Origin of the sequence: Mesorhizobium sp. CA12 (genome assembly GCF_020165255.1) — a bacterium.
Lineage (GTDB): Bacteria > Pseudomonadota > Alphaproteobacteria > Rhizobiales > Rhizobiaceae > Mesorhizobium.
In genome coordinates, this window is the sequence record NZ_JAIUHT010000027.1 from 23,723 (window position 1) to 39,183 (window position 15,461).

The following is a 15,461-nucleotide window of genomic DNA, read 5'->3' on the forward strand; positions in this document are numbered from 1 at the left end:
CCTGACGTACTGAACCACTAACCATGCGCCGGCGGGTGAATTCGCCATATTAGCTGTTCGTGGTAGAGCTTTCGGCAAGATCCTGATAGAATTCTGGTCATAAGAGGGTGGCAACAGTGCGCCGGGCCTGCCGAGGATTTCCGTCGGCAGCCGGCGACGCGTTTCTTTGAGCGCAGGTCGCCCGTTCTGGACTGCAGCGGGACTGGGGGCTCAATCATGGCTGAACGGAATTATACCCGTCAGCTTGCGACAATCATTTCAATCGACGCCGTAGGATTCTCGAGGCTTATGGGCATCGACGACGAGTTGGCTGTTGCCGCCTTCGAGGAAAGGCGCGACATCATCGCCGACAGTTGCGGCGCATTTGGCGGGCGCACGTTCGGCGATGCCGGCGACAGCGTCATGGCCGAATTCGGCAATCCAATCGAAGCCTTGCGGGCAGCCTTCGATTTCCAGGCCCGGATCGTGGCGCTGAATGCCACGGTCGCCGAGGACATGCGCATGCCTTTTCGCGCCGGGATCAACACCGGCGACGTCATCGTCCGGGAGGGCCGTCTCTACGGCGACGACGTGAATATCGCGGCCAGGCTTCAGGAATTCGCGCCGCATGACGGTGTCGCCATCTCGGCGACGACGTGGCATCACGTGAGGGACAAGACGGCGGCCGTCTTCACCGATCTCGGCGAGTTCAGCCTGAAGAACATCGCCCTGCCGGTGCGGGTCCTGATCGCCGGTCGCGGCGGCAACGGCCCTGCCGCGACCGCTTCCTTCGCTTCCATTCCCGCCACGCCCGGTCATTCCAGGCCGATCGCCAAGGGCCCGCCGGCAATCGCCGTGCTGCCGTTCCAGGGCAATGGCAGCGAACCCGATGTCGGCTATATGGCCGACGGTATCGCCGAGGACATCATCTACGGTCTTTCCAACACGCGCTGGCTATCGGTCATCGCCAAGGGATCGAGCTTCCAGTTTCGCGATGACAGCCTCGGCACAAGGCTCATCGGCAACGCGCTGGGCGCCCGCTACATCGTCAGCGGCACGTTGGCGCGCTCCAACAGGCAGATCCGCCTTAACACGTCGCTCACCGATACCTCGAACGGGCGCCTGGTCTGGTCGCAACGTTTCGACCGCGATCTCGTCGACATCTTCAGCCTGCGCGACCAGATCGGCAGCGAGATCGTTTCCATACTCGACAAGGAGGTCGACCGCGCCGAGCAGGCGCGCACGTTCCAGGTGCCATGGGAAAGCCTCGAGACCTGGCAACTGGTCAGGCGCGGCCGCTGGCACATGAACAGGCGGACACGTCGCGATACCGAAATCGCGCTCGACTTCTTCGACAAGGCCTACCAGGAAGATCCGAATTCGAGCGCCGTGCTCAACGAGCTCGCATGGTGGTATTTCTGGAGGGCATGGCTGCGCTTCGGCGACAGCGACGATCTGGAGAAAGTCGAGACGCTTGCGCGCAAGGCACTGCTGATGGACAGCCTCGATGCGCGTCCGCATGCCTATCTCGGCGCAGCCGACATCATGCGCGGCCAGCCGGCATTGGCGGCCGAGCATCTTGCCGAAGCGATCCACATCAATCCGAGCTTCGCCTTCGCCCGCTCGGCCATGGGCAGCGCACACCTTTTGCTTGGCGATGCGACCAGCGCGATCCCCTTCTTCCTCGACACTGACCGATTGAGCCCGTTCGACCTCTATCGCTTCCATAATCTGGGGGAACTGGCCGCGGCCTATTGCTTCGTCGAGGACTGGCAGGCCGCGATCGCCACCGCCGAGCGCTCGCTCAACCTGTCGCCAGGTTACTTCTACGCAAGATTCCTGAAGATAGGCGCACTGATGAGAAGCGGTCGGCGCGACGAGGCGGCGCATGAACTCGCGATTTTCATGACCAGGCACCCCGATTTTTCCGAGCAGAGGATACGCTGGATACCATTCGTGGACCCAGCCAAGAACAATTTCCTGATCGGCAATTTCGATCAGGCCAAGTCTGCTGCATGATCGCCGGGGCCGACAACAAATGACTGTGAACGAATTCACATACGCCGGACCGATGCAAACCTAGGCCAGACAATGCCGGCATCGCATTGACGTGGACAGCCGGGGGGCTTGAACGCGATGATCACTTTGAAGTACTTCGCCGCCGTCCGCGCCGCTCAGAAGAGCCAGCGTCCGCTCGCCGAAATGCCACCGTTCGACATCAATCGGCTGCGTTCCAAGAGCGGCTTTGCTTCCCGCATCGCAGGTTTTCTTCTCAGCGATCCGCGCTGGCTGCTGGCGCTGCTGCGCCGTTTCTGGCCGAATCTCGGCTTCGGCAATTTCCTGCTCGTCACCAAGGGCGCGGATGTTCGCGACATATTGGAGCGGGGCGACGAGTTCGAAACGCCTTACGGGCCGGAAATGGCCGAACTCGCCCGGGGCTCGAATTTCATTCTCGGCATGCAGGACGGCGCCGCGTACCGGCAGATGAAATCGGCGGTGCTGAGCGCGTTCCCGCCGGCGGAGGTCGAAGCCGCCGTCAGGCCGATCGCTGAGCGCCATTCGCACGATATCATGACCCGCGCCAGCCCCGGCTTCGATGCCATCGCCGGATTGATGAAGATCGTGCCGGTTCGCATCTGCCGCGACTATTTCGGCCTCGAGATCGACGACGAAACCGAGTTCGCCGACTGGTCGATCGCGCTCAGCGCGCTGTTCTTTTCCGATCCGACGGCAAGTCCCACCACGCGCCAGCTTGCCGTGGTCGGAGGCGATCGGCTGATCAAGGTCATAAACCGATCGATCGCCGCGGTCAGGGAGAGAGCGGGCAAAGACGACCGGCCGCTTGCCCGTCTCGTCGCGCTGATGGACCAAGGGCGCCTGTCGTTGCCCGACATTCATTCCATCATGCTCGGCATGGTCGCAGGCTTTGTGCCGACGAACGTGCTTGCCGGCAGCAATTGCCTGGATGTGATTCTGTCGCGATCCGATGCGCGGCAGGCCGTCGATCAGGCCATCGCGGCCGGCGACACCGACAAGCTCGACCGGGCGATCATGGAAGCCATGCGCTTCAAGCCGATCTGGATCGGGCCCTGGCGCTATACCAGGCGTGACGCGGTCATCGGCAAGGGCACGCGCCGCGAGCGCCTGGTCAAGGCCGGAACGGTGGTCATGCCGGCGACGCTTTCAGCAATGTTCGATCCGGAGATCGTGCAGCGGCCGAACGAGTTCGATACGTCGCGCCCGCATCGCGACTACATGGTTTTCGGTTACGGCATCCATCTGTGCATCGGCGCCGAGATCGCCCGCATCCAGATCGGCGAATGCATCCGCGCGCTGTTCGGCAAACCGAAGCTCGCCCGCGCGCGGGGCAGGGCCGGCAAGATGGTCAATGTCGGCGCCTATCCGGCAAGCCTCAAGGTCGATTTCGAGCGCCCGCCGCTTTGCCGCACCGCCGACCAGTCGATGGTGACAGTTGTCTGCCCGATCACCCGCGCCATGCCGCTCGATGCGGTGCGCGACAAGGTCGCCGACCTAGGCAATCCCGCGATTGGCGAGATCAGCGCCGCGCTCGACAAGGTCGCCACCATACATTTCACCAGCTTGGCCGTCGCTCCCACAGGCAGGGACAAGAAGACCGGGGTCGAGACCGGCGCGCTGGTGTTCGAAATCTCCGGCGACGGCAGCACCGACGACGTCATTGCTGCCATTGCGCAATCGATCGGGTATCGGCTGCGGCCGATCTTCAGGGATGTCTGCGGCCTGCCGGATGGCGGCTCGCTGGAGGACTTCCTGAAGAAGGACCAAATCAAGATATCGCCCTCCTTCGGCAGCGCGGCCGGGCTGGTTTTTTCCGGCACGCCTGGCCATTCCGTACGCCGCATCCTTGCCGAGGCGCGGCTGGCCGACAGCGTGCGCGAGATCGTCGAAAAGCCGCGCGTGGGCGCCGGCAACGCGATGGATGTGCTGGCCGAAGCGCGCCGGCATGTCCGCTGTCTCGGGCAATTCGGCTGGGCGTTCGAGCCCGCCGAAAGCCTGCTGGAAAGGCCGCCCGGCCACTGGTCGCGCGCGCTGACGACGACGCTTTTGACGCCGGCGATGTTCGCCACTGTCGCGATCGTCGTTCTCGCCTTTTGGCGCATGACTTATGTGCTCGTGTTCGGGAACCCGCATGGCGTCACCTTCGCCAATATCGCTATCGCCGGCGCCGCGCTTCTGCTGACGGTGCTCGGTCTGCTGGCTATTCTGGCTCTGTTCGTGGGCCTTTGCTTCCTGGCGTTGCGGCGGCTCGAAGACAAGGACCGGCCGGCGAACACGCCGGTCGATATCGGCGCGCTGGAAAAGATCCTCGCCAATGAGGACCACTGCGCGCAGAACAACCTGACGGCGATCTCGACGATGAAGCCGGGGATCTTGCGGCGGCTGGCGCTGCGGCTCTCCTTCTACCTGATCTCGATATCGGCGCAGAAAGTGTTCAGGCCGGGCTTCCTCGCCACCATTAACACCATTCATTTCGCCCGCTGGGTGCTGCTGCCCGGCACCGACAGGCTGGTGTTCTTCTCCAATTACGGTGGCAGCTGGGAGAGTTATCTGGAGGATTTCATTGCCAAGGCTTCGGCCGGCCTGACCGGCGTGTGGAGCAACACCGAAGGCTATCCGCGCACGCGCTGGCTGTTCCTGGACGGCGCGCGCGACGGCGATCGTTTCAAGCGCTGGGCGCGGCGCCAGCAGGTGCCGACGCTGTTCTGGTACAGCGCGTATCCGCATCTCAACACCACGCGCATCCGCATCAACTCCAGGATCAGGCGCGGTATCGCGTCGGCCACCGGCAACGAGGCGCGCGACTGGCTGAGCCTGTTCGGTTCGCTTCCGCGGCCGCAAGCGCGGCCGGCAGACGCGACCAGCCTGGCTGGACCGGCGTCCGCGCCGCTCGAAGAACTGGAATCCGGGGAAATCCAGTCGATCTTCTTCGGGCCGTTCGGCGCGCTCGGCTATGCGCATATGCTTGCGATCGAGGTGCCTGACGGTTTGTCGGCGGCGAAGCGCAAGGCGTGGCTCAACTTCGTGACCGAAAAAACCAGCTTCGGCGACGGCGTGCCGGCCGGCCGCGCCATGACGGTGGCGTTCGGCCCCAACGGCCTGCGCCGGCTGGGGCTCGAGGGCGGAGTCGACGACGAGCCGCTGGACACGTTTCCCGTGGCTTTTCGCCAGGGCATGGGAACGCCCGAGCGCAGCCGCATCCTCAACGACACCGGTCCCGACGCCCCCGACAAATGGCAGTGGGGATCGCCCGCCAATCCCGCCGACGTCGTCATCGTCTGCTATGCCGGGACGCCGGCCGCGTTGAAGGCGGAGATCGCGGCCATGAAGCGACAGACGACAGGCGCGGGGATGTCCGTGGCCGCCGAACTGCCGCTGATGGTTCGGCGCGACGGCAAGCGGGCCGTCGAGCATTTCGGCTTCGTCGACGGCATCTCGCAACCGATCGTTCGGGGCACGTCGCGCGCCGCCAAGGGAGCCGCGCCGATGCATTTGCTGGCACCGGGCGAGTTCCTGTTCGGCTACCGCGACGAGCACGGCTTCTACCCGGCTTCGCCGTCGGTGGACGCGGCGCTGGACCGAACCGGCATCCTGTCGCAGGTGCGGCGCAACCGTCAGATACCGGGGCAGCCGCCTCCGCCGCGCGATTTCGGCCGCAACGGCACCTTCCTCGTCCTGCGCCAATTCGAGCAGCATGTCGAACTGTTCGACGATTATTGCAGGAAGGCCGCGACGCAGGCAGCATACGAGACAGGCGACGCCGCCATCACACCGCATTGGGTGGCGGCAAAGATGCTCGGTCGCTGGCAGGACGGAAGCTCTCTGGTGCGCAATCCGAACGGACGCCCGGGCCGCGGCGTCGACAATGATTTCGCGCTCGGCGCCGAGGATCCGCAGGGGCATGCCTGTCCGCTCGGCTCCCACATACGCCGGTCCAACCCGCGCGATTCGCTTGGCGAGGACCGCGAGACGCAGATCAGGATCGGCAAGCGCCACCGCATCCTGCGCGTCGGCCGCACCTATGAGAAGAAGGGCAAGGGCGGGAAGACCGAGAAGGGCCTCCTGTTCATGTGCCTCAATGCCGATATCGAGCGTCAGTACGAATTCATCCAGCAAACCTGGGTCTCGTCGAACTCGTTCCAGGGTCTTGTCGGCGAGACCGATCCGACGATCGGCGCGCGGGGCGGCGGCGGCCGGTTCTCGATCCCATCCTGGGAAAAGGTCACGGTGCTCAAGGATGTGCCGCAGTTCGTCACCACGAAAGGCGGCGGCTATTTCTTCATGCCGAGCCGGTCGGCGCTGCGCTATCTGATCTCGCGGCTCTGACCGGGTGCGCTGAAAGCAGTTCGTCGTTTCTCGAAAGCGACGAACCAGCGGAGCAATGGCGAAGGCGCCGCGCGGGCTACGGCGAAGGCGTCGAGCTCGCTCAGTCGTCGTCCTGCGATTCGGCGATCTGGTTCAGCGCGGCGGCGTTGGTGATGCGCAGGCCACCGCGCTTGATGGCGATCATGTGCCGGCTGCGCCAGTCGTTCAGCGTCTTGTTGACGGATTCGCGCGTAGCGCCGAGGAATTCGCCGAGCTCCGACTGCGAAATCGGAATCCAGCCGGCGGCGTCTGCCATCACGCCGCTCAGGAACACCAGCCGCTTTGCCAGCCTGGCCTCGATACCGAAAAAGGCCTGGTCGCCCAGCTCGCCGCTGACCCAGCGCAGCCGCGTGCACAGCAATTCGATCATCGCGCGGGCCAGAGACGGGTTTTTCTCAATGCGGTCGAAGAGTTGTGTCCGGCTCAGCGAAACCAGCTCGCATGCCGTAAGGCAGATGGCGGTCGCCGTGCGCGGGCGCCCATCCAGGGCTCCGATCTCGCCTACGAGGCTGCGCGACAGCTCGATATTGGCAACCAGCTTTTGCCCACCGGGCGAATAGATCGAAATCTCGACGGTGCCGCTCATCACGCCGTAGATGCGGTCGGAAGCGTCCTCCTGGACGAACAAATGCTGGCCGGCGGCATAGCGCTCAAGCTTGCAGCCGCCGAACAACAGATCGAAGTGGCGCGGGTCGATGCGCGCCAGGCGCGGCAGGTTCCTGTCGTCCGCGCCATTTGTAGCCATGATACGATTCCGCCTCTCGTTAGACGGAAATTGTAGGATAAGTGCGTGCTCGATCAAAGCGTCGTCTCCTTCTGTGGTGGCTGACCGAAATCGGCAGGTGGCGGACAGACGTTCCGTGTCACGCGTCACACGCCGAAATTGGATAAGCCGGCAAACTGTAAGGAGACCGGGCGCACTGGCGGTTGCGGGCCGATCTTGGAAACGCCATCCGCGCGCTTGGGTGGGAGGTGCCCATGCGCGCAGACAGCAAACCTGAAAATGGCTAGGTGATCGAAATTTCTCCTCGAGAACCGCATCCATATCGCAGTCCGGCAGCAGCTTCGGACGCCGTAGTCAGCTCGGGCCGTCGATGCCGCCGTTACAACATCTGAGCGCAAGCCCTGTTCAGCGTATGTGAAGGCGCTCACAGATATACGCATCTGGCGGACCGATGGTTATTCTAGAAGTGTATGGTCTTTGCTTTGCAACCGGCATGATTGCCTAGTCGGCAAATAGATCAACCGAAGTATGGCTGGAACCTTGTCTTGACTACAGGTGATGGTCGGCCTCATGGTTCATTTTGGGGAGGGGCAGGCCATGGCAGCCGCGAAGGGACTCCTTGTAAAGGTTCGCGGCGACGGCGCGGGGCTCTCGGTCCGAGGCGGCCCGCCCCGGATTGGCGGCATCGAAGCCGAGCCGATCATCTCTGTGCCTGCCGACGCAAGCGACGGCACGGCCGCGGCCGGGGATCGCGGCGCCACCTGGTTGCGGTTGGCCACGGACGCCGCCGATACAGACAACCCCTGGGACCATGCCCACGATCTTGTCGCCCGGAACCCGGCGCTGGCGGCCGCGGGAGCCGAGGTGCTCGCAATCGAGCCCGATATCGTGCAGCAGTGGGATTATAAGGACAGCGGCGGCGATCGCGGCATGGCGGCAAGCGCAGCTCCGGTCTGTGCATTCGACGATCAGGACCCGCAGGGCGGACAGGCGGTGGTCGCGGGGCGCGTCGCCTGGAATGCCGCGCCGGACTTCAGCCAGTTCGTGGCGGCGCGCGAGAAGGTGGGCGCCAAGCAGGCCAACATCACCATCGCCCATCTCGATACCGGTTTCGATCCAGGCCATCAGACCATTCCCGCCGCGCTTCTTACAGCGCAGCAGCGCAATTTCGTCGACGACGGGGCGGGTCCGAACAACGCGACCGACCACGCTCCGGCCGGCACGCTGACCAGCAATCGCGGCCATGGAACCGGCACGCTCAGCCTGCTTGCCGGCAACAAGCTCGACGGCTCCTCGCCGCACTGGCCGGGCTTCAACGATTTCGTCGGCGGCGCGCCACTGGCGAAAATCCTGCCGGTGCGCATCGCCGACTGGGTGGTGCGGCTGACCACCGGCACCATGGTGCAAGGCATCGACTATGCGCGCAAGCAGGGAGCGCAGGTGTTGTCGATGAGCATGGGCGGCCTCGCCTCGCAGGCGCTGGTCGACGCCGTCAACCTTGCCTACGACCACGGTGTGGTCATGGTCACGGCGGCCGGCAACAATTTCACCATCACGCCGCGCAGCATCGTCTATCCTGCGCGCTACAACCGGGTGCTTGCAGCCTGCGGCGTGATGGGCGACGGGCGCGCCTATGCCGGGCTCTCCTTCGGCACCATGCAGGGCAATTACGGGCCGCCTTCGAAGATGGATACGGCGCTCGGCGCCTACACGCCGAATGTGCCCTGGGCCGAGATCGATTGTCGCAAGGTGGTCGACATGGATGGCAGCGGCACCTCCGCCGCGACACCGCAGGTCGCGGCCGCGGCCGCTCTCTGGCTCGCCGAGCACTGGGACGTGGTGAAGAAATATCCTCAGCCCTGGATGCGTGTCGAAGCCGTACGCAAGGCCTTGTTCGCGAAAGCCTTGAAATCGACGGCCAAGATGAATGCGGCGGAGACGAAGGAGAAGATCGGGCAGGGCGTCTTGCGGGCCTTCGATGCGCTGGGCTTCCCGCCGCCGGCAGCGAACAGGCTGACCAAGCTCGCTCGAGCCACCTACACGTGGAGCTGGCTGGACCTTTTGACCGGAGGGAATTCGTTGGTGGCGCCACCACCGGCGACGCTTCGGCAGCGAACGATGTTCGCGCTGGAACTGATGCAGATGGCGCAAACCACGGCGGCAGTCGACCAGGCGATCGCCGACCCGGATGGCGATCCGGACAAGGTTTCGGCCGCGGCGCGCAACCGCTACCTGGAGGCGGCGCTCGACCAGGGCAATCCGTCGAAGCCGTTGAAGGCCTTTCTGGAAGGATGGCTGGGCCGGCCAGGCGCCAGCGTAGCGGTTCCGGCGCCAGTCATGGGCCCGGCACCGGCCATCAGGCGCAAGCCGCGGCCGCTGCCGCCGCCGCAACGGCGCCTGCGCATCTACGCGCTCGACCCGTCGGTGGCGAAACGGCTGGATTCGGTTTCGGTCTACCAGGCGACGCTTTCGGTGCCGTGGGACGACGAGCCTGCGACCGACAGGCCGTTGCTGCCCGGTCCGATCGGCGAATATCTCGAGGTGGTCGATGTCGACCCCGCGTCCGACCGCGTCTACGATCCGGTCGACCTCAACGACAAGGTGCTGCTGGCGCAGGACGGCCTGCCGCCTTCGGAGGGCAATCCGAAATTCCACCAGCAGATGGTCTACGCGGTGGCCATGACCACGATCGGCCATTTCGAGCGCGCTCTCGGCCGTCGGGCGTTGTGGGCGCCGCATTACGCAGCGGCTCCCGGCCGCACCGGCGATATGACGACGAAGGCGCATTACGTGCCGCGCTTGCGCATTTATCCGCATGCGTTGCGCGCCGAGAATGCCTATTACAGCCCGGAAAAGAAGGCGCTGCTGTTCGGCTATTTCCCGGCGACCAGCAATCAGGGCGACGTCACCACGCCCGGAACGACGGTGTTCTCGTGCTTGTCCAGCGACATCGTCGCGCATGAGATGTCGCACGCTTTGCTCGACGGGCTGCACCGCCGCTTCCAGGAAGCATCCAACCCGGACGTGCCGGCCTTCCACGAGGCCTTTGCCGATATCGTCGCGCTGTTCCAGCACTTCACGCTGAAGGAACTGGTCGGCTTCGAAATCGGCAAGGCGAGGGGCGAATTATCGGCCGCCTCGCTGCTTTCCGGTATCGCCAAGCAGTTCGGCGAAGGCAGCGGGCGGGCCGGGCCGTTGCGCGAATATGGCGGCGCCGGCATGGCCGAGCTCGACTACGACAAAACCTTCGAGGCGCATGACCGAGGCTCGATCCTGGTTTTCGCTGTCTACCAGGCCTTTCTGGCCATCGCCGACCGGCGGACCGACGACCTGATCCAGCTTGCCACTGGCGGCTCCGGCATCCTGCCGGCGGGCACCTTGCATCCGAGCCTGGTCGAGCGCCTCACCGACGAGGTTGCCAAGACCGCCACGCAGATGCTGACCATGTGCATCCGCGCGCTCGACTATTGCCCTTCCGTCGACATCACTTTCGGCGAATATCTGCGCGCGCTGATCACCGCCGACCGCGACGCCTACCCGGACGATCCGCTGCACTATCGCCTGGCCTTCCTGGAATCCTTCCGCAAATGGAAGCTGTTGCCGCGCGACGTTCGCACCATCTCGGAGGAGACGCTGGCCTGGAGCGCGCCGGAGGACCCGTCGCCGGTCTGGCTGAAAGGCCTGCTCGGCAAGATCGACCTCGGCTGGAACCAGAAATTGAAGCGGGCCGAGATCTTCGCGCTCAACGACAAGAACCGCTATGCGCTGTGGAAGGCGATGCACAAGGCCTTCGCCTCCGATCCGGACCTCTACAAGCAGTTCGGCCTGCTGCCCGATCTGCCGCGCTACAATGACGACGGCACGGTCATGCACCCGCCGAAGAAAGGCGAGACGACCTTCGACATCTACAGCGTGCGCCCGACGCGCCGCGTCGAGCCGGACGGCTCGTTCCGCGTGGAAGTCGTGGCGGTCATCCAGCAGCGCATTCCGGTTGCGCTGGACGGCACGGCGATGCCGCAAGGCATGGCCAAGGGCGAAGGCTTCTTCTGGTTCCGCGGCGGCGCCACGATCATCATCGATCCGCGCGAGGGCTTCGAGGAAATCCGCTACTCGATCATCAAGAACACCGGCAGCGCGGACCGGCAGAAGCGTCAGGCCGGGACGATGCCGGCCAACTATCTCTCGCCACTGCGAGCGCTCTATTTCGGCGGCGAAGTATCGGAGCCTTTTGCGTTGCTGCATGCCAGCGACGGAGACGACGACCATGTCTAGAAAACCGGCGACGAGGACAAGGCCGGCAAAATCGGCTCCCGCGGCGACGCCGGCATCGGGCATCACCGTCAGGCATTACTGCCAGGGCATCGGCGACTGCCACTTGCTGACGTTCAAGAAGGCGGATGGAAAGCCTTTCCGCATTCTCATCGATTGCGGCATTCATGTCTCGATCAAGAGTGGCTCGGCGCTGATCGCCGACATCGTCGCCGACCTCAAGAAGGAGACCGGCGGCAAGATCGACATCCTCGTCGTCACCCACGAACACTGGGATCATGTCTCCGGCTTCCTGACCGCGAAGGACCTCTTCAAGGATTTCATCGTCGGCGATGTCTGGATGGCGTGGACCGAAAATCCCGCCGACGCCGAGGCGGTGGAGATCGACAAGTTCAAGGGCCAGGCGCTGGCGGCCTTGCAGGGCGTGGGCCAGAAGCTCGACGGGATGCAGGGGCTCAGTTCTTACATGGCCGGGGTGCGCGATGGCCTGCAGTCAGTGCTCGGCTTCCAGTTCGGTGCCGCCGGCGAGCGGGTGCGCTCGGCCCGCGACTCAGCGGCAAAGCTGTCGCAAAAACCGTCGCCGACCTATTTCGAGCCCGGCGGACCGCCGGTGACGATCGACGCATTGCCCAACCTGCGCGTTTATGTGCTCGGCCCGCCGCGCGACAAGGCGGCGCTTCGCCTGGAGGAAAAGGCGAGCGAGATGTTTCCGCTGGCCAGCGGCGGCCAGTACGCGCGGGCGCTGGCGAGCGGCCTCAAGATCAACGAGGCGGCAGATGCCGGTTACGTCGACGAGCTCAGTCCGTTCGAGCGCAATGTCGGCACGCCGCTGTCGGCGGCGCTCAACGGTGATGAAGGCAGCGATCCGGCCATCGATATCGGCGCCTATGTGCGCAGGCATTATTCCGGGCCGGTTTTGGACGCCGCTCCGATGGAAGACCGCGACCAGTCCTGGCGGCGCATCGACGCCGACTGGATGGGCATCGCTGCCGATCTCGCCATGCAGCTCGATCGCGGCGTAAACAACACCAGCCTGGTGCTGGCCTTCGAGTTCACTGACTCGGGCCGGGTGCTGCTTTTCCCCGGCGACGCCCAGATCGGCAACTGGCTGAGCTGGAAGGACCTGAAATGGCCGGTGGGGCAGGGCACCGTCACATCGGCCGATCTTCTGGCGCGCACCGTCTATCTCAAGGTCGCGCATCACGGCAGCCAGAACGCCACGCCGCAGAAACAGGGTTTCGATCTGCTGACGAGCTCGGACCTGTCGGCCTTCATCCCGACCAACAAGGTCGATGCGCTGAAAGTGCACTGGGGCGAGATGCCCTATGACGGCATCCTGACCGCGCTCAAGACAAAGACCAAGGGCCGCGTCATTCGCGCCGATGATCCGTGGCTGGCGGACAAGAACGGAAAGCCGGCCTTTGCCGCGCCGTCCGGCTCGGTCCAGGCGGTGCGCAGCGCGCCACGCGATGCGGCACGCGGGCCGGGCGGACTGTGGGTGGAAGTGGATCTGGTCTAGGACCACCGGAACGCCGCCGCGGGGCAGGCGCCAATCAGTCCGGCTTCAAGGCCGATTGCGAAAAATCGAAAACCGCTCTATGGAGCGAACGGCTGAATGAGGGCGGCCACTCAACACATTGCACAAGGTCGCCCCATGCCCGATCAATTCTCGCGCGTCATCGCCTTCCTTGCCGTGGTCACGGCCCTGCTGTTTGCCGGGCTGCATTTCCATCAAGGACACATCATCGCCACGCTCTATTTCATGACCGGCGCCGTATTGGTGACAGCGGTGACGCATATGAATGTGCGCAGAGGGCTGATCTAGAATCCGGTTGTCGGGCCATCCAAGCAGGTCGAATAGACGGTGCGTGGATTGAATCTGGGACCGTCTGTGTTCACCCACGCTGGACGGCGGCGGGCTGAAGCTTCGAGCGGAGGCGCCATGCCATTGCGTGGCCCAATCGAACGCCTGGACGTTCGACTGCCGTATGCTGCATGTGAGCCAGCGGAGTGATGACGAGGACCGAAAAGGCAAACGAGGCGAGTGCCAGAGTGATGGGAGAAACTCCTGCATTGACGGCCTTTGCGAGTAGCTCAGGCATGTTCCAAAGAGCGATCAGCGCCAATGGGTGCAACAAGTAGAAGCTGAAAGAGATGCGGCCGAAATACCTGGCCACAGCCATCAGACGACCTTTCCGCAACGGAACGCCATAGGCGATCAACGCCGAGATAAAACCCGCGAAAGCCGTCTCGAAAATCACGGACCAGTTGGACCACCATCCAAGCAAGGGGCGCGAGAGTGCGAACCCGGCGACCGCGAGGGCGAGCGACAGGGCCGGACGAGCAAGGCGAGCGACTATCTTCCTTCCATAGGCACAAGCGATCATTCCGGACACGAAGGAGTAGAGGTTCCCTAACGAAACGCCCTTTCCGGGCGTTCCAGACCACTGCCCGCTGAATGACAGGCCGAGCAAGATGAGGGCGGGCAGAACCAGAGCGACAGCGCCCCATCGCCGCCAGGACCAATAGAGCAAAAAAATCAGTGGGGCCGCGATCATTTCGGTTTGGAGCGACCACATCACGCCGTTGATGTCGGTACGTAGCAACAGCGCATTGGCCATCACATTCCTGGTCGTATAGCCCTCGGCCGGCCCAAGCGACATGCCGGTCAGCAGAAACAGTGCGACGAAGATCGCGATGGTTGAAAAGATGGCAGGGTAGATGCGCAGAACGCGTCCTATGAAAAATGGGCCAGCGCTGGCCTTGAGGTCATCCGTCTGCCGACTGAGCATCATCATGAGAACGAAGCCGCTCAGGACAAAGAAAAATACGACGGCGCCGTGGCCGTTCCCGGCGATGCGGAAAGCCGCATCAAGGTAGCTTTGGCTTCGATACGAGCCCTGCACCAAAGAGACCGCTTGCCGCGTCGAAGCATAATATGTCGCCTGACCGCAATGAAAGAGCGCGACCATCAGCGCGGCGACGCCGCGAGCTGCTTCGAGGCCAGGTACGAATTCACGGCGCGAGATAGCGATATCCCCCATGTCGCTGACGTTTCCCCGCAATCTCCTCTTGATGCGCTCGGACGGCACCGGGCGGCATCCCCCGAAACCGACTGTGCCCAATTCGAGCCACATAAGCTCCATTCCCTACGCGCATTTGCGCGGAGGTCGTCATAAGAACTGTGGAAAACCAAGGGAAATGGTGGGCGATGCAGGGATTGAACCTGCGACCCCACCCGTGTGAAGGGTGTGCTCTCCCGCTGAGCTAATCGCCCGCCTTAGGCCCGAAGACCGAAGCGAGCCGCGATATAAGGGAGGCGGGTGCGCGAAGTCAAGGTGATGTGCCAAGCTTCTCGCTCGGACCAGTTTCCGGTTTGTCAGCCGTCCGATCCGAGTCCCGCTCAGCGTGCCGCCGCGATCAACCGCTCGGCCAGTTTCGGCGTCAGCGTGTCGAAATGCGAGATCACCAGAGTTGGCTCGAATTCGCGCACATGGCGGTCGGTGTAGCCGAAATCGACCGCGACCACCGGAATGCCGGCTGCCTTGGCGGTGTCGATGTCGGTCTGCGAATCGCCGATCATCAAGGCGTTCTCCGCATCGCCGCCCGCCAGCCGGATCGTCTCGGTGAGATGGCGCGGATCGGGTTTGCGGAAGGCGAAAGTGTCCTGGCCGCAGATCGCGGCAAAGTAGTTCGACAAGCCCAGCGCGCCGATCAGCGTCGCGGAATTGGCTTCGTATTTGTTGGTGCAGACCGCCATCAGATAGCCGGCGGCCTGGAAACGGTCGAGTGCGGCGACGACGCCGGGGTAGGGGCGCGACTTGCCGGGAATGTTCAACGTGTAATGGTCGAGGAACAGCTTCAGCAGCCGGTCGTGCTCTTCCGCCATCAGCGCCTTGTTCTGCGCGGCATGCGCGCGTTCGATCATCACGCGGCCGCCATGGCCGACGAAGCGTCTGAAGCCGGCTTCGTCGACAGCTGCGAGGTCGCTCGCCGCGAGGCTGTGGTTGAGGCTGTCGAGCAGGTCGGGCGCGGTGTCGATCAGCGTTCCATCCAGGTCGAAGACGATGATCGGGCGGGTCATGGG

General features: G+C 64.0%; 8 protein-coding genes and 1 tRNA gene. 5 read left to right on the forward strand and 4 right to left on the reverse strand.

What is annotated here, in order from left to right; all coding sequences use genetic code 11:
* Window positions 1-216 precede the first annotated feature (216 nt).
* The gene (locus LB520_RS28390) at window positions 217-1,998 is read left to right on the forward strand and encodes an adenylate/guanylate cyclase domain-containing protein (RefSeq protein WP_224640139.1); all 1,782 of its coding nucleotides are present in this window, start codon (window positions 217-219) and stop codon (window positions 1,996-1,998) included.
* A gap of 117 nt (window positions 1,999-2,115) precedes the next feature.
* The gene (locus tag LB520_RS28395; protein ID WP_224640140.1) at window positions 2,116-6,342 is read left to right on the forward strand and encodes a cytochrome P450; all 4,227 of its coding nucleotides are present in this window, start codon (window positions 2,116-2,118) and stop codon (window positions 6,340-6,342) included.
* Between the two features lie 100 nt (window positions 6,343-6,442).
* Here the strand turns inward: LB520_RS28395 and LB520_RS28400 are convergent, their stop codons facing one another.
* Window positions 6,443-7,126, reverse strand: a complete 684-nt coding sequence (locus LB520_RS28400; RefSeq protein WP_140843458.1) for a Crp/Fnr family transcriptional regulator — start codon at window positions 7,124-7,126, stop codon at window positions 6,443-6,445.
* A 576-nt stretch (window positions 7,127-7,702) separates the two neighbouring features.
* On the opposite strand from LB520_RS28400, the gene LB520_RS28405 reads away from it, so the two are divergent.
* The 3 genes from LB520_RS28405 to LB520_RS28415 all read left to right on the forward strand — a co-directional run bounded on the left by LB520_RS28405 (window position 7,703) and on the right by LB520_RS28415 (window position 13,199).
* Window positions 7,703-11,377, forward strand: coding sequence for a S8 family serine peptidase (locus LB520_RS28405; RefSeq protein WP_224640141.1), 3,675 nt, complete (start codon window positions 7,703-7,705; stop codon window positions 11,375-11,377).
* Entirely contained in the window at window positions 11,370-12,893 is a 1,524-nt protein-coding gene (locus LB520_RS28410) for an MBL fold metallo-hydrolase (RefSeq protein WP_224640142.1), read from the forward strand. The genes LB520_RS28405 and LB520_RS28410 overlap by 8 nt, the downstream gene beginning before the upstream one ends.
* A 135-nt stretch (window positions 12,894-13,028) precedes the next feature.
* Window positions 13,029-13,199, forward strand: a complete 171-nt coding sequence (locus LB520_RS28415; RefSeq protein WP_224532243.1) for a hypothetical protein — start codon at window positions 13,029-13,031, stop codon at window positions 13,197-13,199.
* 70 nt (window positions 13,200-13,269) lie between these two features.
* On the opposite strand, the gene LB520_RS28420 is transcribed toward LB520_RS28415, so the two are convergent.
* The 3 genes from LB520_RS28420 to LB520_RS28430 form a co-directional block, all read right to left on the reverse strand.
* Window positions 13,270-14,418 (reverse strand): acyltransferase family protein, encoded by a 1,149-nt coding sequence (locus tag LB520_RS28420; RefSeq protein ID WP_224640143.1) that lies wholly within the window; start codon window positions 14,416-14,418, stop codon window positions 13,270-13,272.
* A 158-nt stretch (window positions 14,419-14,576) separates the two neighbouring features.
* A tRNA-Val gene (locus LB520_RS28425) sits at window positions 14,577-14,651 on the reverse strand.
* 126 nt (window positions 14,652-14,777) lie between these two features.
* The gene (locus tag LB520_RS28430) at window positions 14,778-15,458 is read right to left on the reverse strand and encodes a phosphoglycolate phosphatase (RefSeq protein WP_224640146.1); all 681 of its coding nucleotides are present in this window, start codon (window positions 15,456-15,458) and stop codon (window positions 14,778-14,780) included.
* Window positions 15,459-15,461: the final 3 nt, after the last annotated feature.